Genomic DNA, 21,523 nt, shown 5'->3' with positions numbered 1-21,523 from the left:
ATAAGGAATAAAAATGCAAGGAAATCTCAAGCTCTATGGCCTTTTTGTTGGCCTGACGGTGACCATTATGATCACCTGCGACACGTTGGTTTATAAGGTCTTTGATATCTATGGTTTTAAAATAACGGCAAGCGGCATTGTATTCTCCTTGTGTTTCTTGATATCCACATTGCTGACTGAGGTTTACGGCTATAAATTGTCGGTAAGAGCAATATGGATCATGGTGTTCTGCCAAAGCTTATATGTCATAATACTTAATCTCTCAGCTGTTATTCAGCCAGAAAACAATGATATCGCCACGCACTATTATTCTTTATACCATGAATTCTGGCGAGTCATGATAGGCACCTGGGTGTCCGTTCCGGTCGCTTATTTCGTCAATGGTTTTATTATTTCAAAGATGAAGATTATCTTCTCCGGCAAATACTTCTTTATCCGATATATTGTGGGCTCCATGTCTACACAGGCCGCCCTGTTGCTGACAGCCTATCCGATCAGTCTTTCAGGAAAATACACCTTCATGGAGTTGGTTAACATCATAAGCACGACGTGGTCTTATAAAGTTGTCGTCTCTATTGTATTACTGCCGCTCGCCATCGCCTTAGTCGAGTGGGTGAAGAAGATAGAAAATACCGATCATTATGATTGGGGCACCTCATACAATCCATTTAAGTAATATCAACAGGGTCTCGCATGAAAGTAATTCAGATTAGCGACATACATATTATGCCTAATGAAAGCGCGCTGGCTTCGAAGCATCTTGCTAATTTCGACAGGGCCATTGACTTCATTAATGCCAATGCCGATAAAATCAATGCCGACTTAATCATTGTGACGGGTGACATCTCTCATGATGGCGATATCCCCTCTTATGAGCGCTTCTTTAAGATAATGAACCGCACTTCCTTACCTTTCTATTTTTTCCCAGGCAACCACGACAACAAAAAGAACCTGGACGATGCAGCCCGTAAGCAGGGTGGCAGCTACGATATAAACTCGTTTGAAGATGACGAATGGCGCATGCTCAGCATCGACTCGGTGGTTGATAATGAAGATTTCGGCAGAATCTCGACGCAATCGCTCGACACGCTTGAAAAAGCCATCGTCGCAAGTGACAATAAAAAGGTCGCCGTCTTCTTGCATCATCACCCTATTCCGGTAGGCACCCCGATTGTTGATAGCTGTATGTTAAACAATGCCGAGGAGTTTTTGAGCCTCTGCCAACGATTAAACGTTAAGTTTATCGGCTCAGGCCATGCACATACGCTATTCCAAAGAAAGCTGGGGGAAACCTTAGTCTCTGTTTCCCCGGCGATTTGTTCGCAATGGAAGAACGGCACAAGCGCTGTCAGTAGCATAGACAATTCGGCTTTCAGCGTGATTACGTTCGATGAGCATATTCACGTCGAACCCTGGTTTATTTAATCAACGTCAGTATTGTTTTTTTAGACCTGTCGCTTTTCTTAGCATTTTTCAATGAGGCAGAGAGTGCTCTGCCTTCCTTTACCCCGGCATAGAAGGCTATTTTCGTCGCATCCAAGGACTCGGTTTTGTCGACAAGATCGCGATCCCTTAGAAAATCCGCCCCTGATATTGATATCGAGTCAACATCGTTTTTCAACGTCCACATACAGTTTCGTTTCTCTTCATGAATCGACAGTTTGGCCGAGGCGATTTTTATTTTAGATTCGGTCTCGGCGATAAAAGCGATATCTTTCGGGTTAACATGCCTGAGAAAATCGCCCTCGATGAGTTGCCCCCAGTTTTTTTTCACGAAAGTATGGGTGCCAAACTCTTTGAAAAGCCAATATCCATCCGCCGTTCGGATCACGCTACGATCTAACGTATAGAGGTAACTGGGAGAGTATATTTTTCTTAACCTTCTCATTATGTTAAATAAGTCCATTTATTTCAGCCTCTTTATCGTTTTCAATAGAACACCGACGATCGCATAATCGCTATAGGACTTCACACTGCTATCTGAATCTAATGAGATGTTTGTAAACAACAAGTCGCCGTCGGAAACAAAAACTCGCCTTAAGCATATTGGGTAATTTTTCAGCTTAACCAGGACGATATCGCCATCGCAAAATGGCTCCTTGAGCGAGATCACACAATACGTTCCACGGTCTAATTCAGGCGACAGTGAATTATTCGTTATCTCTACCACAAACAGCGAATCGTCCGTCATGTCATCGACTTCTGTCGTATAGGTATCTGCCGTTCTGATCGTGTTGGCCAGAAAACGTTCTACATCGCTGTAGCTAATGAGCGGAAGCGATCTCACATTGTGTTTGGCCTCTCCCGTGACGCTTAAATCCTTGTCAGTCAGCTCCCCTACTTTTACGCTGAAAAATTCACCAATGGACGCAAGCGTAGAGATCGTGGGATTCCCCACGCCTTTCCTCAGATTATTGATCGTGGCAATACCTATCCCTGTTTCGCTGCTCAACCGACTGGCGTCAATCCCGTGCATGCGCATGAGGTAAGTAAGGTTTTCACCTATCATTTTCAATGACATACCATTTTCTTCTGATATTTTAATGTTGCTTGGTTGCATTATAATGTTTTAAACCTATACTTTAGTGTCATTAAAGTGAATTAAAAACATTAAACCACTTCTAGGGTGGCTATGACAATGACTCGGGGCCTTTGGTATACGAAATATAAATACAATACATTGTAATATAATAATTTTATTGTGAACCACCGGTCTTGCCGAACATGACTGGCTGCCTTTTAAATGATTCAATTTACTTATAAAAATGCTGTCTGCACAGGCTAACTCATATGTACGTTCATCAAACATCAGAGGCGCTTTACAACGCCCGGGATATCTTCATCGCATTCACGCCATAGCCGACGCAGGAGAAACCCAAAATGCTAAACATTAACCCCGCAGCAATTTCACGCACAGAAGCCAACCTGGAGAGCAAATCGCATCCCGGTTCGATAATTTTAAAGGAAATGAGATGAGTGCTTTATTCATCGCTCATCGAGCGACCATTGGCCAACACTCGGGATTTTTTCTCTGTCAGAACGCGAAGAAGCTGCGTCAGCGCCCGTAGCGCCGAGTTCCGGCGCATACCTGCATTGATCGATATTATGCCAAGAACGGCGACCAGAAAGGTGGCGTCGGGCCCCCAACACCAGGGAGCCCCCAGCCCGACGCCACCGCCTTACATACTGATTAGTAAGGGAGAAAAATGTAGGTTGCGGAGGATAATCGTGCCCTTTGAATATTCACGCACGAAGTGAGCGAGGAAAATGCAGACCACTGGCCAGACGTAAAGAAAAGATTCAGTGGCAGGCTTGGCAGCCCGCTGCGCAAGTAAGAATAAACGCCTTATGCAAAATTGCGCCCCCCTCTTGCCAACCCGCCTTCCTCAGGCCAGAATACTGTACATTAAATCAGTGTTTACAGGTGAGACATGTTTGTAGAATTAGTGTACGACAAGCGCAACGTCGCTGGGCTACCCAACGCCGCCGAGATTATTCGCAACGAGCTGGAAAAACGCGTGCATGTGCTGTTCCCGGAGGCGGAGGTGCACGTGAAGCCGATGCAGGCCAACGGTCTGAACTCCGACGCCAGCAAAAGCGATCGTGAGAAGCTGAACCGAATGTTGGAAGAGATGTTCGAAGAAGCGGATCAGTGGCTGGTCACTGATATTTGAACCCTGTCTGATAGCCGGACTCGCCCACCGGCTATATTTCCAGCCAAAACTGATGACCAACGCCGCCCCCTTGTTCTGCCAGCAACATTTCGTACCCCGCTCTATGCTAGAATAAAATGTAAACCCTAGGCTGGAATGATCATGAAAAACGGATTGGCAGAATCCTCCGACTACCCCGTCAATCAGTGGTCACAGGAACTTGAGGGGTTACGCGGCCTGGCATCACTTTGGGTTGTTTTGGGCCATATCTGCATTTTAACCCGCTTCCGTCCCCCCATTCTTTCTGATCCTGCAATCGGTGTAGATCTTTTCATTTTGCTTTCGGGTTATCTGATGGCCAAAAATTATGTTGAGCGTAAGGAACGGGAACCTTGGACCGACGCGTCGACTTTCAAAAAATTTTGGACTCGGCGGTTCTTTCGCATCGCACCGCTTTACTACGTCTTATTGGCTGTGGCAATTGTATTTGGTAGCTACTTCGGTGAGGCCAGAGACATCATTGGCCACTTCTACAGCGAAACGCAAACCAACAGCTCACGCTATAGCGATCATTCATTCTTGAATGTATTTACACATGCCACCTTTATGTTTGGCTTTCTGCCTGATTATTCCTTCAATACGGTGCTCCCCGACTGGAGCATCGGTTTGGAAATGCAGTTCTATTTACTTTTCCCATTCATCATGTTGACAGTCTTGAAACTGGGATTTGCCCGAGCATGCCTCGCGGTTGTCTTGTTCTGCGGACTCGCCAAGTTTTTAGTACCGGACTACTTTGCTGCATTCCCCATGCCCTCCATGATCCTCATAAAGCTGAACTTATTTATTGGTGGCATGCTGATGGCTGAATCAATCCGCAGAAAGAGTGTTCGCTATGTCGTTTTTGCTTTATTGACCGTACTGGGTAGCGCGTATCTGCCAAACGAATTGAATAAATACCATTTGCTCGCTCAAATAGGTCTTATCTTAATGATGGTCACGATGCTTTGGGCTAGAAGTGAAGATAGCAAGTGGTCGCGCGTGTTGCGCTTGCCGCGCTGGTGCCTGACAAACCGTTTCAGCGTATTTCTGGGAGATGTCTCATACTCAGTCTATTTGCTTCACCTATTGATAGTCCTACCGGCCATCGCCTATTTGCTCTCAACCACATCATTTGCTGAACTTTCTTCAGTGATGCGGTTCATTGTTGCATCAGGAATCATTCTCCCGCTCACTTATGGTATCGCAACGTTGCTGTACCACTTTGTTGAGAAACCAGGTATCAAACTCGGCAAAATGCTTATTAGCCGCAGCCAAACGAAAGCTGTCGCGTTAAGGTAATTGCCTATCGACACTCAATCTGATAGCTGCTTATCGGTTAACTTCAGCGCCAGCCGAGAAACTCCTTCTCGTGGCGCTTCTAGTAAAAAATCCATAACAAAAAGCCCCAGCATCGCTGCTGGGGCCTCTGTCATGGTGCCGGCTACCGGAATCGAACTGGTGACCTACTGATTACAAGTCAGTTGCTCTACCTACTGAGCTAAGCCGGCTGAATTTGGCGGAAGGACAGAGATTCGAACTCTGGGAGCTGTTACACTCGACGGTTTTCAAGACCGTTGCCTTAAACCACTCGGCCATCCTTCCAATGGGCGCTGATATTAGCGATACCGTTATGAAATGTCTATCGTTTTGATGCAAAAAAATGGCACAACCGGTGCAGTTGCCTAAACTTCAGGCCTTAAACGCTTAAAAAATGAAAAGCCCCGCGCAAGCGAGGCTTTTTTGGTCGGCCGAAACGCGATTATTTCGGCTGAGAATCGTAGTCTGAACAGGTTTGATAGCCCTTGTTCATGACATGGCCCGTGTCGTTGTAGCTGACAAAGTAGGTTTGCACCTTGCCGTCGCGCGGCGCCACCGCATAGGTGTCGCAGGTGCCCTGCGCATGAACCAGTGTGGCAGTGGTCGACGGTGGACCCGCGATAGCCCGCACCTGCTGCTTGGTCATCCCTACTTTGACATCGCTGACCACCGGCTCATTGACATAGCTGGCTGCGCGATCATAGGTGGTACAACCGGCAAGAATGGAGAATACCGCCGCAGTGCCGACGGCCAAAACCAACTTCTTCGTCATAGCTTGTCCTCTTGGAGTGCATTTGTTGTTCCCTAAGTCTAGAAGCGGGAAGGCTTTTCTACAAATTCCCCTTTGTCGATCGGTGCGCTTTTGCTCTCAAAAGGCCATCGCCGGCATGCCATCAGATTCAAAAACCGAAATCGCTCAGGGCTGGGACATCGTCCGGGCGCCGGCCGAGCGGCCAATGAAAACGCCGATCCTGTTCGCGGATCGGCATGTCGTTGATGCAGGCGTGACGGTTGATCATCAGCCCCTCCTGATTGAACTCCCAGTTCTCATTGCCGAAGCTGCGATACCAGTTGCCGGAATCGTCGCGCCATTCATAGGCAAAACGCACCGCGATGCGCGCGCCGTCAAACGCCCACAGCTCCTTAATCAGCCGATACTCCAGTTCTTTCGCCCACTTGCGTTGCAAAAAGCCGACCACCGCCGCGCGCCCATCGACAAATTCCGCGCGGTTACGCCAGTGGGTATCGAGGGAATACACCTGCGATACGCGTTCGGGATCGCGGCTATTCCAGGCATCCTCCGCCAGCCGCACCTTCTCGATAGCGGATTCGCGGGTAAAAGGCGGCAATGGGGGTTTAATGCTCATGTTTATCTCCTGAGTGAAGGCGTGTAGACAACTCTGTCTACGTCATTACGCTAGCGCATGTAGACAGAGTTGTCTACAATGACTCGGAAATAGCCTGGGAGAAAATGATGACCGCCGATCTCAACGCCTTACCCGCCCGCCAGCGCATCCTGCTGACGGCGCACGATCTGTTTTATCAAGAAGGGATCCGCGCCACCGGCATCGATCGCATCATCAAAGAATCGGGCGTGACCAAGGTGACCTTCTATCGCCACTTTCCCAGCAAGAATGATTTAATTACGGCGTTTTTGACCTATCGCCATCAGCAGTGGCTCACCTGGTTCAGCACATCGCTGGCCCATCATGTGGCGCAAACCGGTGGGCTGCTGCCGGCGTTGGCGCCCTGCCTGGCGGAGTGGTTCGACGAACCGCGCTTTCGCGGCTGCGCATTTATCAATACAGCGGTGGAAATCGCCGATCTGCTGCCGGAAAGCCTGCACATCGCCAGCCGGCATAAGCGGCAAATGGCGGAGGAACTGGCACGTCACCTGCCCGCCGGCCCACAGCAGGAACAGCAGGCAGCAATGCTGGCGATGCTGATCGACGGCGCCATCGTCAGAGTGCAGATAGAGCGGCAACCGCAGGCGGCGCTGCAGGTGCTGAATGCCGCTCTGGCGTTGCTGGCACAAGGCGGGTTCGATCAGTAATTGGCCCAGATGCCCGGCGTCACCAGTTCTAACAGGTGGGCGTCGGGATCGCGAAAATAAATACTCTCCCCGCCGTGTTCCCAGCGCATCCGCCCCTCAATCTCCACGCCGTTGGCCGTCAGATGCCGTTCCCAGTGTGGCAGTTGCGCTTTCGCCACCGCCAGCCCGATATGCGCCGGCCCCACGCCATCGTGCGCAGGAATAAACCCGGTAGGATAGTGCGCCCCGCGCAGCGAGTCGCCCTCGATAAACAGCAACAGTACGCTTCGATCGCCGACGTTATAGGCGCGAAACCGTTCGTTAGCGACCATCGCCGGCAGTTTCAGCACCTCCCGGTAAAAAGCGTCCGCGCGTTCAATATCGCTGACGTAGAGCACCGTTTCGATCACCTTGTCGATCTTGAGTTCCATATCATCCCCCTCTTTTTCTGTACTGACAGCGTAGGCTTAGAGGAGGAAAACCACGGTGCTTCCCGTGCCGATAGCGGATCAATCCGTGCTTTTTTACCGGCTTACAGGCAAAAAAAACGCGGCCCGAAGGCCGCGCGATGACGTTCACACTGAGGTGCTTAGAACTGGTAAACCAGGCCCACGGCAACCACGTTGTCGGTGTTGATACCGGCAGCGTCGGTGAAGTCGTTGTTGTCCACCAGGTTGATTTTGTAATCAACATAGGTGGACATGTTTTTGTTGAAGAAGTAGGTCGCACCCAGGTCGACGAATTTGACCAGATCTTGATCGCCGTAGTCCTTGCCGTTGCCGGCGCGGCCCAAGTCTTTACCTTTGGTCTGGTTATAACCCACGAACGGACGCAGACCGAAGTCGAACTGGTAGTGCGCGTAGGCTTCGAAGCTCTGCGCCTTGTTGGCGTAGCCATAAACGCTGCTGTCAGAACTACCGAAACGCGCCGCATTGTAGGACTGGGTGAACATCACCGCCAGGTAGACGTCGTTGGCGTCATATTTCAGACCGCCGGAGTACCCTTCGGCCTTGTCGCCGCGACCCATGATGTTCTGATGACCGTTACCGCCGTTCTGCTCGCTGGTACGACGCGAGTTGAAGAAGGCACCTGCGGCGCTGATGCCGTAGCCCATGTCATAGCTCATGGACATACCGTAGCCTTCGCCGTTTTGACCCAGAACGTCACGACCGTTGTTGGTCTCTTCGCCGTTGCCGTTTTTACCCTGGTACTGCAGGGCGAAGTTCAGGCCGTCAACCAGACCGAAGAAGTCGTTGTTACGGTAGGTCGCCAGGCCGCTGGAGCGCTGGAACATGAACTGATCGGCGCCGTAGGTCATACCGTCGAACTCAGGCTGCAAGTCGGTATACGCCGCGACGTCGTACAGCACGCCGGTGTTACGGCCGTAGTCGAAGGAGCCATAGTCGCCGAATTTCAGACCGGCGAAGCCGTAACGGGTGAAGTTCTTGTTGTCCTGGCTTTCAGCGTGATTCAGGTTCGCCTGATATTCCCACTGGCCGTAACCGGTCAGCTGATCGCTGATTTGCGTTTCGCCGCGCAGGCCAAAACGCATATAAGACTGATCGCCGTCCACGCCGTTGTTGCTGGAGAAATAGTGAAGACCGTCGACTTTACCGTACAAATCCAGTTTATTACCGTCTTTGTTGTAGATTTCCGCCGCGCCTGCTGTGCCTGCAACCAGCAGTGCGGGTACCATCAGAGAGAGTACTCGAAGTTTCATCGTTATTATCCTCGTTAATTATGTCGAGCTACGGCCACTGCCCTTTTCGAGCATTATTAGCACGACTGTGCATTACCATTCTGGTAACAAGGGTTATATTAATCCAGAAAGAAAATGATACCAAGTATCCGATAGTGTTTCAGTGTAATTAATAAAGGTTTCCAAATGTAAATACGCGCGAACTTTCACAAAACATTACAGACAAACAAAATAAAGCACTTAAAGACAAAGAATAGATTAATTGATAAAAAATCATGTAGTTATACATATCTTTAAGAAAAAAAAGCCAACCATACAATTGAGCCAGACAATAAGCACATTGTGCCAAAACGCCGTCCGCACGCAGCCGCTATAATCACCTCGCTATCATCATTATTTTCATTATTACCTTCATTATCCGAGATCCGAGGATAATTTCTGCACTCCTTTAACCGGCTTCTGGCCGGTTTTTTATTTTTCTCCATACTCTCCTCACAATTCCGACTCGTACAAATAGCACGCAAATAAATAACCTAATGATATAGTTTCATTAATTTACTTTCGCACTAATTGCTAATCTTTTCCCTTATTTTAGTCTACAAATTGAAATTACTTTTCATTTCGTGCTTTATCCCACCGATTATTTCCCGCCACAGGCACAATTAGCCGCAGAGTTTCAATTCTGATAACCTGAAAAAAGTGCACCTCCAGCGAGTAAAATTCATGATGCCCTTTCAACCCGACGTGCTGTGGCGGCGGCTACAAACCTCCCCCTTCCGCGCTCGCTTCCGTTTAAATGCCAAAGACCAGACTTATCTCGACGGCAAGGGATTGCCGCTGATACTCAGCCATGCCCGCGATTTTATCGACCGCCGCCTGGCCGCCGCCCATCCTAAGAATGACGGCAAGCAAACACCGATGCGCGGCCACCCGGTGTTCGTCGCCCAGCATGCCACCGCCACCTGCTGCCGCAGCTGTCTGGAAAAGTGGCACGGCATACCGCAAGGCGTCACACTGAACGAGCAGCAAAAGGAGTATATTGTCCAAGCTATCGCGCTGTGGCTGGTGCGCAGAGGCGGTGCCAGGGACATGTCAGGCGCGAATATTTTCGATCCGGATCGCGGATTGTGATAAAAACTGTCAGTAACTTTCACCATTCTTTTGACCCAAGATCCTGACGCTTACATGACAGCTACCTTGTGCAATGAACAGCAAACGCCCGGCATTCCTCAACAGATCGCCACCCGTCTGGCCTTTTTCGTCGCCGGTCTCGGCATGGCCGCCTGGGCGCCGCTGGTCCCCTTCGCCAAAGCGCGCATCGGTATCGATGACGGTTCGCTCGGCCTGTTGCTGCTCTGTATCGGCGCCGGCTCCATGCTGGCGATGCCGCTGACCGGTTTCCTGACCGGCAAACTGGGCTGCCGCGCGGTGATCCTGATGGCGGGTCTGGGATTGTGTATTGATCTGCCGCTGTTGGCACTGATGGATTCCCTCGGCGGCATGGCCGTGGCGCTGCTGCTATTCGGTGCGGCAATCGGCATGATCGACGTAGCGATGAACGTTCAGGCGGTGATCGTCGAACGCGCCAGCGGCAAGGCGATGATGTCCGGCTTTCACGGTTTCTTCAGCATCGGCGGTATTGCCGGCGCCGGCGGCGTCAGCGCGTTGCTGTGGTTGGGGCTGACACCGCTGCAATCCACCCTGCTCACCGTGCTGGCGGTGATAGTCCTGCTGGCGCTTGCCAGCCACCATCTGCTGCGTGAGAGCGGCGCCGACGACGGCGGGCCGATGTTCGTCTTGCCGCGCGGTTGGGTGATGTTCATCGGCATTCTGTGCTTTATCATGTTTCTGGCTGAAGGATCGATGCTCGACTGGAGCGCGCTGTTCCTCACCACGTTGCGCGGTGTCGAACACAGCCAGGCCGGTCTGGGCTATGCGCTGTTTTCCATCACCATGACGCTCGGCCGCCTCAATGGCGATCGGGTGGTGAACTCGCTGGGCCGCTACCGGGTGCTGCTGCTGGGCAGCCTGTGTGCCGCTTTCGGCCTGGGTCTGGCCATCGCCTTCAATCACGCCACCGTTTCGCTGGCCGGTTTCATGTTGGTCGGCCTCGGCGCCTCGAACGTCGTGCCGATCCTGTTCAGCGCCGCAGGCAACCAGCGCGACATGCCGGCCAATTTGGCGATCGCTTCCGTCACCACCGTCGGCTATGCCGGTATTCTGGCCGGCCCGGCGCTGATCGGCTTCATCGCTCAGTTTTCCAACCTGACGGTGGCCTTCGCCTGCGTAGCCGCTCTGCTGTTGGCGGTGACCGCCAGCGCCAGGGCCGTCACTCGCTGATTCAGGAATGCGCAGCCACTATGCAAAATAAACAACTGACCATAAGCTCCAGCAACATTACCCGCTGCTTCCTGCTGTTTATCGTGCTGCTGACGATCGGCATCGGTCTGTATGGCTACAACTACACCAATGCCTGGCTGGCGGAAAAGAAGTACACGCTCAATAGCATCGCCGGTTCGCTGCAAAAGCGTATCGATACCTACCGCTATATGACCTATCAGGTCTATGACAAATTCGGCAATGCGCCGGCGCAGAATATCGATCCCGGTTTGCAGGAAACCCGCCTGCGGCCCGACGTCTATTATGTCGAGAAACCGCACAAGAAAACCGACGCGGTGATCTTCGGCAGCCATGACGAGAACACGCTGGCGATGATCGCCAACATCTCGGACTACCTGGATACCCGCTGGGGCGCCAAGACCGAGAACTACGCCATGTATTACCTCAATGGTCAGGACAACAGCCTCAGCCTGATCACTACCCAGCCGCTCAAAGAGCTGGCTTCGCGCTTTCGGGAAAGCTACCTGACCACCTCGGCGGACGAACGCCGCGCCGAGATGCTGCAGCAGGCCAATATGCTCGACGAACGCGAGAGCTTTTCCGATCTGCGCAAGCAACGCTTCCAGAACGCCTATTCGTTTTCGATTCGCACCACCTTTAATCAGCCGGGGCATCTGGCGACGGTGATCGCCTTTGATTTGCCGATCAACGACATCATTCCGGCCAATCTGGCCCGCGCCAATTTCCTGCTGCTGCCGGATGATGTCGATCTCGACGACAGCACCATCCCGTCGGAAACCGTCCTCGGTACCCATGCAACGATGAGCGGGGGCTGGGTGGAGTTCAGCGCCGCCCTGCCCAATGCGCCGCTGAAGGTGGTGTATCGCGTTTCGGCTATCAATCTGGCCATCGATCTGCTGCGCAACAACATCTGGCTGATCGCAGTCAACTTGCTGCTGCTGGCGCTGTCGATGCTGAGCATCTACTTTATCCGCCGCCAGTACATTCGCCCGAGCGAAAACATGGCAGTGGAACTGGAGGCCGAGCGCGCGCTGAATCGGGAGATCGTCTCCAGCCTGCCCTCCGGCCTGCTGGTCTACAGCTTCGCCAACAATACGGTGATCGCCAGCAACAAAATCGCCGAGCACCTGCTGCCGCATCTCAGCCTGCAAAAGATCGCCCATATGGCCGAACAGCATCACGGAGTGATCCAGGCGACAGTCAACAACGAGGTGTATGAAATTCGCATTTTCCGCAGCCAGCTCTCACCGGACACCTACCTGTTCCTGATGAACGATCAGGATAAAGAGGTGATGGTGAACAAGCGGCTGCAGCAGGCGCGGCGCGAATACGACAAAAACGTTCAGGCGCGCAAACTGATGCTGCACAATCTGGGCATCGAGCTGAATCAGCCGGTACGTCAGATGCACGATCTGGTCGACCGCCTGCACAACCGGCCGGATGAGGAACAACAGCAGGCGCTGCTGGGCCAGCTGACGACGGCGTCGGCTTCGGTACTGGAGTTGATCGATAACATCACCCTCCTGACCCGGCTGGAAACCCAGGACTGGCAACCCACACGCGAGCCGTTCAACCCAACGGCGCTGATCGACGAGTTACTGCTGGAGGCCCTGCCTGCCCTCAATCAAAAGGGGCTGGCGCTGTTCAAGCATTTCCAGCTGGACGTCGAGCAGAACTATATCGGCGACGCCAACGCGCTGCGCAAGGTGATCTCGTTGCTGGTGCATTACGCCATTATCACTACCGCCTGCGGCAAGATTTCTCTGGTCATCGACCATGAGCCCGAGCACCCTGACCGCCTGATTTTCCAAATCAACGACACCGGCTCCGGCATCTCCAACGAAGAGATCAGCAACCTCAACTATCCGTTCCTCAGCCAGACGCTGGTGGACCGCTTCAACCACGGTTCCGGCCTCACCTTCTTCCTGTGCAATCAGCTGTGCAAGAAGCTTAACGGCCAGTTGGACATTCGCAGCAAGGTGGATATCGGCACTCGCTACACCATTCGCGTCGCCATGGAGATGGAGAAAAAAGAACCGCAGGAGCAGGAAAAGCTGCTCGACGGCGTCACCGCCCTGCTGGACGTCACGTCGGATGAAGTGCGCGGCATCGTGACCCGCCTGTTGCAGGCCTACGGCGCCGACTGTCTCGTCGCCGAAGATCGCGCGGTCAATCGCGATTATGACGTGCTGCTGACGGATAACCCGCAGCGGGCCGATGACTACACCCTGCTGCTGGCGACCGATGAGCCGGGTTGGCAAGCGCTGGATAAACGCTACATTCGGGTGAACTACAACCTGAACGGCGCATTAATCGACGCCGTGCTGATGCTGATCGAACAGCAAATGGCCGCGCTGGAACAGGAAGAAAGCCCGCTTTCATTGAGTTCAGAAGATATCCAACTCTATGAAAAACAATTGAAATCAAGTGATTACTATGGGCTGTTTGTCGATACAGTACCCGACGATGTCAAAAAACTGTATACTGAGGCGGGCAGCAGTGATTTCAATGCGCTGTCACAAACCGCACACCGCCTGAAAGGCGTGTTTGCCATGTTAAATCTGCTTCCCGGCAAGCAGCTGTGCGAATCGTTAGAACAGCGCATCGCAGAAGGTGATGCGCCCGAGATCGAGAATAACATCAGTCAGATTGATTTTTTCGTCAGCAGACTGCTGAAGCAAGGTAGCCAACAACATGAATAACCTGAACGTAATTATTGCTGATGACCATCCTATCGTACTGTTTGGCATCCGGAAGTCACTTGAGCAAATTGAATGGGTGAATGTCGTTGGGGAGTTCGAAGACTCAACCGCACTGATCAACAATCTGTCCAAGCTGGACGCCAACGTGCTGATCACCGATCTGTCGATGCCGGGTGACAAGTATGGCGACGGCATCACGCTGATTAAGTACATCAAGCGTCACTATCCGCAGTTGTCGATCATCGTGCTGACCATGAACAACAACCCGGCGATCCTGAGCGCGGTATTGGATCTGGATATCGAAGGCATCGTGCTGAAACAAGGCGCGCCGACCGATCTGCCGAAGGCGCTGGCCGCCCTGCAGAAAGGCAAGAAGTTCACGCCGGAAAGCGTCTCTAAACTGCTGGAAAAAATCAGCGCCAGCGGCTATGGCGACAAACGCCTGTCGCCGAAAGAAAGCGAAGTGCTGCGTCTGTTCGCCGAAGGTTTCCTGGTGACCGAAATTGCCAAGAAGCTCAACCGCAGCATCAAAACCATCAGCAGCCAGAAAAAATCGGCGATGATGAAGCTGGGCGTCGAGAACGACATCGCCCTGCTCAACTATCTCTCGTCCGTCAGCATGACGCCGTTGGACAAAGACTAAAACCCGCCTCACGGCAGGTGAACGCCAAACAGGCACGGCATCCGCCGTGCCTGTTTGTTTTTCAAGCCTCGCTGCGGCTGTAGCGCACCTGTTGACTGTAGTAAGCCAGCGTCTGTTCCAGCGTCTCCAGCGTAACCGGTTTCGACAGGCAATTATCCATGCCCGCCTCGAGACAGCGCTGCTTCTCTTCCGCCAGCGCGTTCGCCGTCACGCCGATTACCGGCGCGCTGAACTGCATCTGTCGCAGTTCCTGCGTCAGGCGATAACCGTCCATGTTCGGCATATTGACGTCGGTCAGCACAATATCGACGTGATGCTGTTTCAGTACGCCGAGCGCGTCGACGCCGTCGTTGGCGGTCACCACCTGATACCCCAGCGACCCCAGCTGATCGGACAACAGGCGACGGTTGATCGGATGATCGTCGACCACCAGCAGATGAATATCGCCGTTGTCCGCCGCGCTGGCCTTGGCGGGCACCGGCAGCTGCACCAGCCCCTCTGCCGCGCCGCCGCCGACGCCAAACAACCGGTTGAGCAAGGTCAACGTTTCACGCGGCGTGGAGGTGCTGTGCATCCAATAGCCTGGCCGGGTTTCCTGCGACGGGCCGATATGCTCGGTGGAGAATTGGATCTGAGCCAGCAGCGGCGTGTCCAGCATCAGCGGGTAATCGCTGAGCAGCACCTCACCGGCAGCGGTCTCCTGCCCGTCATAGCGTTGGATATCGGCGCCGTAACCGCCTAGGATCGCCATCAGGTAGCTTTCCAGCCGCTGATTGCGGATATCCAGCCACAGCCGCCGGCCCTGCCAGGTATCGCTGGCCTGCGGGATCGGGAACTGGGCGTTGAACAGCGGAATGCGAATGCTGAACAAGCTGCCCAACCCCGGTTCGGACTCGACAGAGACATCGCCGTCCATCAGGTTGACCAATTTTTCGCAGATCGCCAGCCCCAAACCGGTTCCCTGGAAGTGGCGCTGAACACCGGTCCCCACCTGAAAGAACGGGTCGAACAGGCGCGAGACCTCTTTCTCCGGAATACCGACGCCGGTATCGCGCACGCTGAACTCCAGGTAGCTGCCGCGGGTGCAGACCTGCAGCACGATACAGCCGGTATCGGTGAACTTGATGGCGTTGTTCACCAAATTGGAGAGCACCTGCTGTAACCGCACCGGATCGCCGAAGATGCGCTCCGGCACGTTCTGTTCGATAAAGCAGTACAGCCCCAGACGTTTCTTGACCACCAGCGGCAAATAGTTGCCGGCGATATGGGTGATCACCTCCAGGCAGGAGAACTCGCGCGGTTCGATCTTCAGCTGCTCGGACTCGATTTTGGAGAAGTCGAGAATATCGCTGATGATTTTCAGCAGCAGGCCGGAAGAGTTGTTCATCGCATTGACCAGCCGATCGACCCCTTGCGGCAACGCCTTGGTTTGCAGCAGATCGAGGTTGCCGATAATGCCGTACAGCGGCGTGCGCAGCTCATGGCTGACGGTAGCCAGGAACATCGATTTGGACTGGCTGGCCTGCTCCGCCGCCGCCGCCATCTCCTGCAACGACTCTTCCATCTTCACGCGCGCGCTGACGTCCACCAGCACGCAAATCGCCACCTCTTCGTTACGGTAGCGCGAGTGAACAAAGCTGATCTGCAGGTTGTTGTTGTTGCTGGTCATCACATCGACGAAATTCGCCTGCTGTTCGCAAATGATGCGCGTAATGCGATCGCGATCTTCGTGGGTCAACAGGTTGATGTAGTTATGCGCCAGTTCGTTACTCAGGATATTGGTACCGTCGCTGATGCGCAGGATACAGATACCCACCGGCGCCGAGGCGACGATCTTGCGGTTGAACTGCTCGTGCTCTTCCAGGCGAAACGCGTTGTCCTCCGCCGGCAGGAACATCTTGCGCTCAAACAGCCACGCCAGCGTGAACAGCACGATAGCTGACAACAGGTTCAGCAACAGCGCGTTGAGGATCAGCATTTTGAAGCGTTCCACCACGCTTTTCACCGGCAGTGCATAGACGATGCTCAGCGAAGAAGGTGGCAGCGCTTTCTTCAGAATCAGGTCGCGGTAATTGTCGACATAGCCGAAGTACGCGTGCTCTACGGGATAGCTGTTAAGTGAGGCGGCATAACGATCGCCGTCCGCCAGACGCAGCACCGGCTCGTTGTTCTCATCCAGCAGCGTGACGCCGATCGGCAGGTTGCCGGCGGTAACGAAATCCTCCAACCGAACGGTTTGTTCGATGCCCAACAACGCCTCCAGCTTGTTGCCGATATAGATCGGCGTCAGTACATACAGATAACCGACGTCCGGCCGCTGCGCGCTGGGGCTGATCCAATACAGGTTGTTGTCTTTGTCCTGATTCTTGGCGTTGCGGTATTTCAGAATGCGCTCGTGCAGTGACTTCAGCACATTTTCCCGATTGGCACTCGCATTGCCGCCGCCGAATTCTGCCATACACAGGCTGTCGCCGCCGATGAAGAACACCCGGTTGAGATCGTAGGCCGCTACGAAGTTCTCTTTCCAATACTGGATCAGGCCGCTCAGTGAATCGAGCGAACTGCGGTAGGTGGTGCTCAGCGCACAGTTGGACTCCGGGTACAGCGGAAAGAATTGCGGCGGGCTGCCCTTGCCGGGAAACACACCGCTGAACATGTCCAGGCTGCTGACCGACCCGTTGAGGCGGTTCTCCGCCATATACTTGATGTCGCGGATGATGTCGGCGGAATGGCGGATATAGCCCTGTGCCTGGTCGAAATTGAGGTTGTACTCCTGCCGGATGTCCGATTCTTTCTGATGCAGGATATTCAGAATATAAAAGGTGGTGAGCAGCGCTCCCAACGACCACAGCAAAATCGCCAGCACCCGGAACAGATAGCGGGATATCTTCAGCGTAGTTCGAAAAGAGGCTAAGTATTTCAATCGGATACCATACGAAAGTCAGTGGCGGCGCACGCTATCGCCGGCACGGCGGCCGGCGGCTCGGTGCGCCAATTAAACCATATAACTGAAAAAGGGCCTAGCATCGCTGCCAGGCCCTTTTGTCTCAGTGCATTACGGTGTCGGCATGCCGACGCCCTCACCTTGCTTTAAACGTTGTCGTCGTCCATCGGCTCAGCCGCGTCGTCGCCATCGTCCAGCGGCGTGGTGTCTTCTTCCACCGCTTCCGCGCCCGGTTCCAGGCTATCCAGCTCTTCGTCTTCCACCGGTTCGGCCACGCGCTGCAGACCGACGACGTTTTCGTCTTCCGCCGTGCGGATCAGCGTCACACCCTGGGTGTTACGGCCCACCACGCTGACTTCCGAAACGCGGGTGCGCACCAGCGTGCCTGCATCGGTGATCATCATGATCTGGTCGCTGGTTTCCACCTGCACGGCGCCAACCACCTGGCCATTACGCTCGCTCACCTTGATGGAGATAACCCCCTGGGTGGCACGTGACTTGGTCGGATACTCGGTCACGGCGGTACGTTTACCGAAGCCGTTTTGCGTGACGGTCAGAATGTCGCCTTCGCCGCGCGGCACGATCAGTGAGATCACGCTGTCGCCTTCGCCGAGGTTGATGCCACGTACGCCGGTCGCGGTACGGCCCATCGAACGCACCTGCGCTTCCGGGAAGCGCACCACTTTACCGTTGGCGGAGAACAGCATCACTTCGTTGCTGCCGTCGGTCAGATCGACACCAATCAGCTCGTCGCCCTCGTTGAGGTTGACGGCGATGATGCCGGCGCTGCGCGGACGGCTGAACTCGGTCAGCGCGGTTTTCTTCACGGTACCGCTGGCGGTGGCCATGAACACGTGGCGCCCTTCTTCATACTCGCGTACCGGCAGGATGGCGGTGATACGCTCATCGGCTTCCAGCGGCAGCAGGTTGACGATTGGACGACCGCGCGCGCCACGGCTGGCTTCAGGCAGTTGGTACACCTTCATCCAGTACAGGCGGCCACGGCTGGAGAAGCACAGGATCGTATCGTGGGTGTTGGCCACCAGCAGGCGATCGATAAAGTCTTCTTCTTTAATACGCGCGGCGGACTTGCCTTTGCCGCCGCGGCGCTGGGCTTCATAGTCGGACAGCGGCTGATACTTCACGTAGCCCTGGTGAGACAGGGTCACCACCACGTCTTCCTGGTTGATCAGGTCTTCGATGTTGATGTCGGAAGTATTGGCGGTGATCTCGGTGCGACGGCCGTCGTTGTACAGCTCTTTGACCGCCACCAGCTCTTCGCGGATCACTTCCATCAGGCGCTCTGGGCTTTCCAGAATAAAGATCAGCTCGGCGATGAAGTTGAGCAGCTCTTTATATTCTTCCAGCAGCTTTTCGTGCTCCAGGCCGGTCAGTTTCTGCAGACGCAGATCCAGAATCGCCTGAGCCTGCTGCTCGGTCAGGTAGTACTTGCCGTCGCGGATGCCGAACTCCGGCTCCAGCCACTCAGGGCGGGCGGCGTCGTCACCGGCGCGTTCCAACATGGCGCTGACGTTGCCCAGATCCCACGGCTGAGCTACCAGTGCGACTTTCGCTTCCGCCGGGGTCGGCGCACGGCGAATCAGCTCGATGATCGGATCGATGTTGGCGAGCGCGATAGCCAGCGCTTCCAGGATATGGGCGCGATCGCGGGCTTTGCGCAGTTCGAAGATGGTGCGACGGGTGACCACTTCGCGGCGGTGGCGCACGAAGGCTTCGAGGATGTCTTTCAGGTTCAGCAGTTTAGGCTGCCCCTGATGCAGCGCAACCATGTTGATGCCGAAGGTGACCTGCAGTTGCGTCAGCGCATACAGGTTATTCAGCACCACTTCGCCGACCGCGTCGCGTTTGACTTCGATGACGATGCGCATGCCGTCTTTATCGGACTCGTCGCGCAGCGCGCTGATGCCTTCCACGCGTTTTTCTTTGACCAGCTCGGCGATCTTCTCGATCAGACGCGCCTTGTTCACCTGATACGGGATCTCGTGAACGATGATGGTTTCGCGCCCGGTCTTGGCGTCGGCTTCCACTTCCGCGCGCGCGCGCAGGTAGATTTTACCACGCCCGGTGCGGTAGGCCTCTTCAATACCGCGGCGGCCGTTGATGATCGCCGCCGTCGGGAAGTCTGGCCCCGGAATATGTTCCATCAGCCCTTCGATGCTGATGTTTTCATCGTCGATATAGGCCAGGCAGCCGTTGACGACTTCCGCCAGGTTGTGCGGCGGGATATTGGTGGCCATGCCCACGGCGATGCCCGATGCGCCGTTAACCAGCAGGTTCGGGATCTTGGTCGGCATGACGGCCGGGATCTGCTCGGTGCCATCATAGTTAGGCACGAAGTCGACGGTTTCTTTTTCCAGATCCGCCAACAGTTCGTGAGCAATTTTGGACATGCGCACTTCGGTATAACGCATCGCCGCGGCGGAGTCGCCGTCGACGGAACCGAAGTTACCCTGACCGTCCACCAGCATGTAGCGCAGTGAAAACGGCTGAGCCATACGCACGATAGTGTCGTAAACCGCGCTGTCACCGTGCGGGTGATATTTACCGATCACGTCCCCGACGACACGGGCCGATTTCTTGTATGGTTTATTCCAGTCGTTACCCAATACGCTCATCGCGTACAGAACGCGGCGGTGAACCGGCTTCAGTCCATCACGAACATCTGGCAGCGCACGTCCGACAATAACGGACATCGCATAGTCCAGATACGAGTTTTTCAACTCGTCTTCGATGTTTACCGGTGTGATTTCTCTGGCAAGGTCGCTCATGGAGCTGCTATCCCTCTACTAATGATTCATCTGCCCGCTGCCATAGTGGCAAAGGTGTAAAACTATATCACAAAGCACGCTTTACGGGAAAATAACCGCCGCTGTTTCACGGAAATTGTGCAGATAAGTGCGCTAAAAACGCATCGGCGCAGACGATGCCGCGCCGGAACATGTATAATCCGCGCAACGAGAACAAGGAGCCAGACCAGCCCATGAACGCAGAATCATCCAGCCGAGTGCAAAACGTTGACCACCAGGAAATCGCCAAGTTCGAGGCTGTCGCCTCCCGCTGGTGGGATCTGGAAGGCGAGTTCAAACCGCTGCACCGCATCAACCCGCTGCGCCTGAACTACATCATGCAGCGCGCCGGCGGCATCTTTGACAAGCAGGTGCTCGACGTGGGCTGCGGCGGGGGCATTCTGGCGGAAAGCATGGCGCGCGAAGGCGCCAAAGTGACCGGCCTGGACATGGGCGCAGAGCCGCTGCAGGTCGCCCGGCTGCACGCGTTGGAAAGCGGCATGGACGTCACCTATGTGCAGGAAACCGTAGAAAGCCACGCTCAGGCCAATCCGCAGCGCTACGACGTGGTCACCTGTATGGAGATGCTGGAGCACGTGCCCGATCCGGCCTCGGTGGTGCGCGCCTGCGCCCATCTGGTGAAACCGGGCGGTCACGTGTTCTTTTCCACTATTAACCGCAATACCAAAGCCTGGCTGATGGCGGTGATCGGCGCCGAGTACGTACTGAAGATGGTGCCGCAGGGCACCCACGATCATAAGAAGTTTATTCGCCCGTCCGAACTGATCGGCTGGGTCGACGGCACGCCGCTGCGCGAAAAGCACATGATCGGCCTGCATTACAACCCGATCACCGATCATTTCAAGCTTGGGCGCAACGTTGACGTGAACTACATGGTGCACACCCAGCACGAAGGTTAAGCACGGTAAACCGCGCCGGCCCTGCATTACCGGGGGGCGGCGCCAACGCGGTATTAGGAAAAATACCTAATTTCCGCGACTTCGATCAAAATAGCGGTTGTAGACAGTTTTTTAGAATATTAAATCAGATCAATATGCCGTTTTTTTCTAACGTTTAATAAAGCGCCAAACGATCGGTTTTTTCAGTTTTTCAGTAAAATCTGATCGTGCTTATTGACAAGCTTGTCGCGCCAGTCACGGCGCGCACTGCGAACGGCAAGTGGCATTTCACCCCCAAGTTATCCACAAATTAGGCCGGTTTTGTTCACTTGCAAACGCCGTTTTTTCTCACTATCTTGTTACCTCACCGACATACAACCCCTATATATAGTGTTTACATACTGAGCAGAGCGACTACACTTCTGCT

18 protein-coding genes and 2 tRNA genes are annotated in these 21,523 nt (G+C 54.1%); 10 read left to right on the top strand and 10 right to left on the bottom strand.

Annotated elements, in window-relative coordinates; translation table 11 throughout:
• Positions 1-13 precede the first annotated feature (13 nt).
• Both WA302_RS10725 and WA302_RS10720 read left to right on the top strand, forming a co-directional pair.
• On the top strand, positions 14-676 hold the full coding sequence (locus WA302_RS10725; RefSeq protein ID WP_025303625.1) for a VUT family protein: 663 nt from the start codon (positions 14-16) through the stop codon (positions 674-676).
• A gap of 17 nt (positions 677-693) precedes the next feature.
• Positions 694-1,425, top strand: coding sequence for a metallophosphoesterase family protein (locus WA302_RS10720; RefSeq protein WP_060447941.1), 732 nt, complete (start codon positions 694-696; stop codon positions 1,423-1,425).
• On the opposite strand, the gene WA302_RS10715 is transcribed toward WA302_RS10720, so the two are convergent.
• Both WA302_RS10715 and WA302_RS10710 read right to left on the bottom strand, forming a co-directional pair.
• The gene (locus WA302_RS10715) at positions 1,418-1,906 is read right to left on the bottom strand and encodes a hypothetical protein (RefSeq protein ID WP_043136490.1); all 489 of its coding nucleotides are present in this window, start codon (positions 1,904-1,906) and stop codon (positions 1,418-1,420) included. The two genes, WA302_RS10720 and WA302_RS10715, sit on opposite strands and share 8 nt — an antisense overlap.
• Positions 1,907-2,560, bottom strand: a complete 654-nt coding sequence (locus tag WA302_RS10710; RefSeq protein ID WP_072271549.1) for a helix-turn-helix domain-containing protein — start codon at positions 2,558-2,560, stop codon at positions 1,907-1,909.
• An 871-nt stretch (positions 2,561-3,431) separates the two neighbouring features.
• Here WA302_RS10710 and WA302_RS10705 point away from each other — a divergent pair.
• Together WA302_RS10705 and WA302_RS10700 are read left to right on the top strand one after the other, a co-directional pair.
• Complete coding sequence (locus WA302_RS10705; protein WP_261456894.1) at positions 3,432-3,674, top strand: DinI family protein; 243 nt, start codon at positions 3,432-3,434, stop codon at positions 3,672-3,674.
• A 141-nt stretch (positions 3,675-3,815) separates the two neighbouring features.
• A complete protein-coding gene (locus WA302_RS10700; protein WP_060447942.1) occupies positions 3,816-4,991 on the top strand; it encodes an acyltransferase family protein in 1,176 nt (391 codons plus the stop codon).
• Between the two features lie 133 nt (positions 4,992-5,124).
• On the opposite strand, the gene WA302_RS10695 is transcribed toward WA302_RS10700, so the two are convergent.
• The 4 genes from WA302_RS10695 to WA302_RS10680 all read right to left on the bottom strand — a co-directional run bounded on the left by WA302_RS10695 (position 5,125) and on the right by WA302_RS10680 (position 6,376).
• Positions 5,125-5,200 (bottom strand) — tRNA-Thr (locus tag WA302_RS10695).
• 6 nt (positions 5,201-5,206) lie between these two features.
• Positions 5,207-5,294 (bottom strand) — tRNA-Ser (locus WA302_RS10690).
• A 157-nt stretch (positions 5,295-5,451) separates the two neighbouring features.
• Entirely contained in the window at positions 5,452-5,781 is a 330-nt protein-coding gene (gene osmE, locus WA302_RS10685; protein ID WP_025303630.1) for an osmotically-inducible lipoprotein OsmE, read from the bottom strand.
• 127 nt (positions 5,782-5,908) lie between these two features.
• Positions 5,909-6,376, bottom strand: coding sequence for a nuclear transport factor 2 family protein (locus tag WA302_RS10680; RefSeq protein WP_025303631.1), 468 nt, complete (start codon positions 6,374-6,376; stop codon positions 5,909-5,911).
• A 107-nt stretch (positions 6,377-6,483) separates the two neighbouring features.
• Here WA302_RS10680 and WA302_RS10675 point away from each other — a divergent pair, with 107 nt between their 5' ends.
• Positions 6,484-7,062, top strand: a complete 579-nt coding sequence (locus WA302_RS10675) for a TetR/AcrR family transcriptional regulator (RefSeq protein ID WP_049203662.1) — start codon at positions 6,484-6,486, stop codon at positions 7,060-7,062.
• On the opposite strand, the gene WA302_RS10670 is transcribed toward WA302_RS10675, so the two are convergent.
• Together WA302_RS10670 and ompC are read right to left on the bottom strand one after the other, a co-directional pair.
• Positions 7,056-7,472, bottom strand: a complete 417-nt coding sequence (locus tag WA302_RS10670; RefSeq protein WP_025303633.1) for a VOC family protein — start codon at positions 7,470-7,472, stop codon at positions 7,056-7,058. The genes WA302_RS10675 and WA302_RS10670 overlap by 7 nt on opposite strands.
• 158 nt (positions 7,473-7,630) lie before the next feature.
• Positions 7,631-8,761 carry a porin OmpC gene (gene ompC, locus WA302_RS10665; RefSeq protein WP_025303634.1) on the bottom strand — a complete coding sequence of 377 codons (1,131 nt, stop codon included), beginning with the start codon at positions 8,759-8,761 and terminating at the stop codon, positions 7,631-7,633.
• A gap of 702 nt (positions 8,762-9,463) precedes the next feature.
• On the opposite strand from ompC, the gene WA302_RS10660 reads away from it, so the two are divergent.
• Genes WA302_RS10660 through rcsB form a run of 4 tightly spaced genes read left to right on the top strand, consistent with a single transcriptional unit; the run spans position 9,464 to position 14,446 of the window.
• Entirely contained in the window at positions 9,464-9,871 is a 408-nt protein-coding gene (locus WA302_RS10660; RefSeq protein WP_089180481.1) for a DUF4186 domain-containing protein, read from the top strand.
• 54 nt (positions 9,872-9,925) lie between these two features.
• Complete coding sequence (locus tag WA302_RS10655) at positions 9,926-11,080, top strand: MFS transporter (protein WP_261456892.1); 1,155 nt, start codon at positions 9,926-9,928, stop codon at positions 11,078-11,080.
• A gap of 20 nt (positions 11,081-11,100) precedes the next feature.
• Positions 11,101-13,803 (top strand): phosphotransferase RcsD, encoded by a 2,703-nt coding sequence (gene rcsD / locus WA302_RS10650; protein WP_060447943.1) that lies wholly within the window; start codon positions 11,101-11,103, stop codon positions 13,801-13,803.
• Positions 13,796-14,446 carry a response regulator transcription factor RcsB gene (gene rcsB / locus WA302_RS10645; protein WP_004935900.1) on the top strand — a complete coding sequence of 217 codons (651 nt, stop codon included), beginning with the start codon at positions 13,796-13,798 and terminating at the stop codon, positions 14,444-14,446. Before rcsD ends, rcsB begins: the two co-directional genes overlap by 8 nt.
• A 61-nt stretch (positions 14,447-14,507) precedes the next feature.
• Here the strand turns inward: rcsB and rcsC are convergent, their stop codons facing one another.
• Together rcsC and gyrA are read right to left on the bottom strand one after the other, a co-directional pair.
• The gene (gene rcsC / locus WA302_RS10640; RefSeq protein ID WP_025303638.1) at positions 14,508-17,369 is read right to left on the bottom strand and encodes a two-component system sensor histidine kinase RcsC; all 2,862 of its coding nucleotides are present in this window, start codon (positions 17,367-17,369) and stop codon (positions 14,508-14,510) included.
• A gap of 167 nt (positions 17,370-17,536) precedes the next feature.
• Entirely contained in the window at positions 17,537-20,179 is a 2,643-nt protein-coding gene (gyrA, locus tag WA302_RS10635; RefSeq protein WP_049203668.1) for a DNA topoisomerase (ATP-hydrolyzing) subunit A, read from the bottom strand.
• Between the two features lie 212 nt (positions 20,180-20,391).
• On the opposite strand from gyrA, the gene ubiG reads away from it, so the two are divergent.
• On the top strand, positions 20,392-21,117 hold the full coding sequence (gene ubiG, locus WA302_RS10630; protein ID WP_025303640.1) for a bifunctional 2-polyprenyl-6-hydroxyphenol methylase/3-demethylubiquinol 3-O-methyltransferase UbiG: 726 nt from the start codon (positions 20,392-20,394) through the stop codon (positions 21,115-21,117).
• Positions 21,118-21,523: the final 406 nt, after the last annotated feature.

The organism is Serratia sp. 201 (assembly GCF_037027545.1).
GTDB lineage: Bacteria > Pseudomonadota > Gammaproteobacteria > Enterobacterales > Enterobacteriaceae > Serratia > Serratia bockelmannii.
This window is presented reverse-complemented; position numbering and strand designations above follow the sequence as displayed.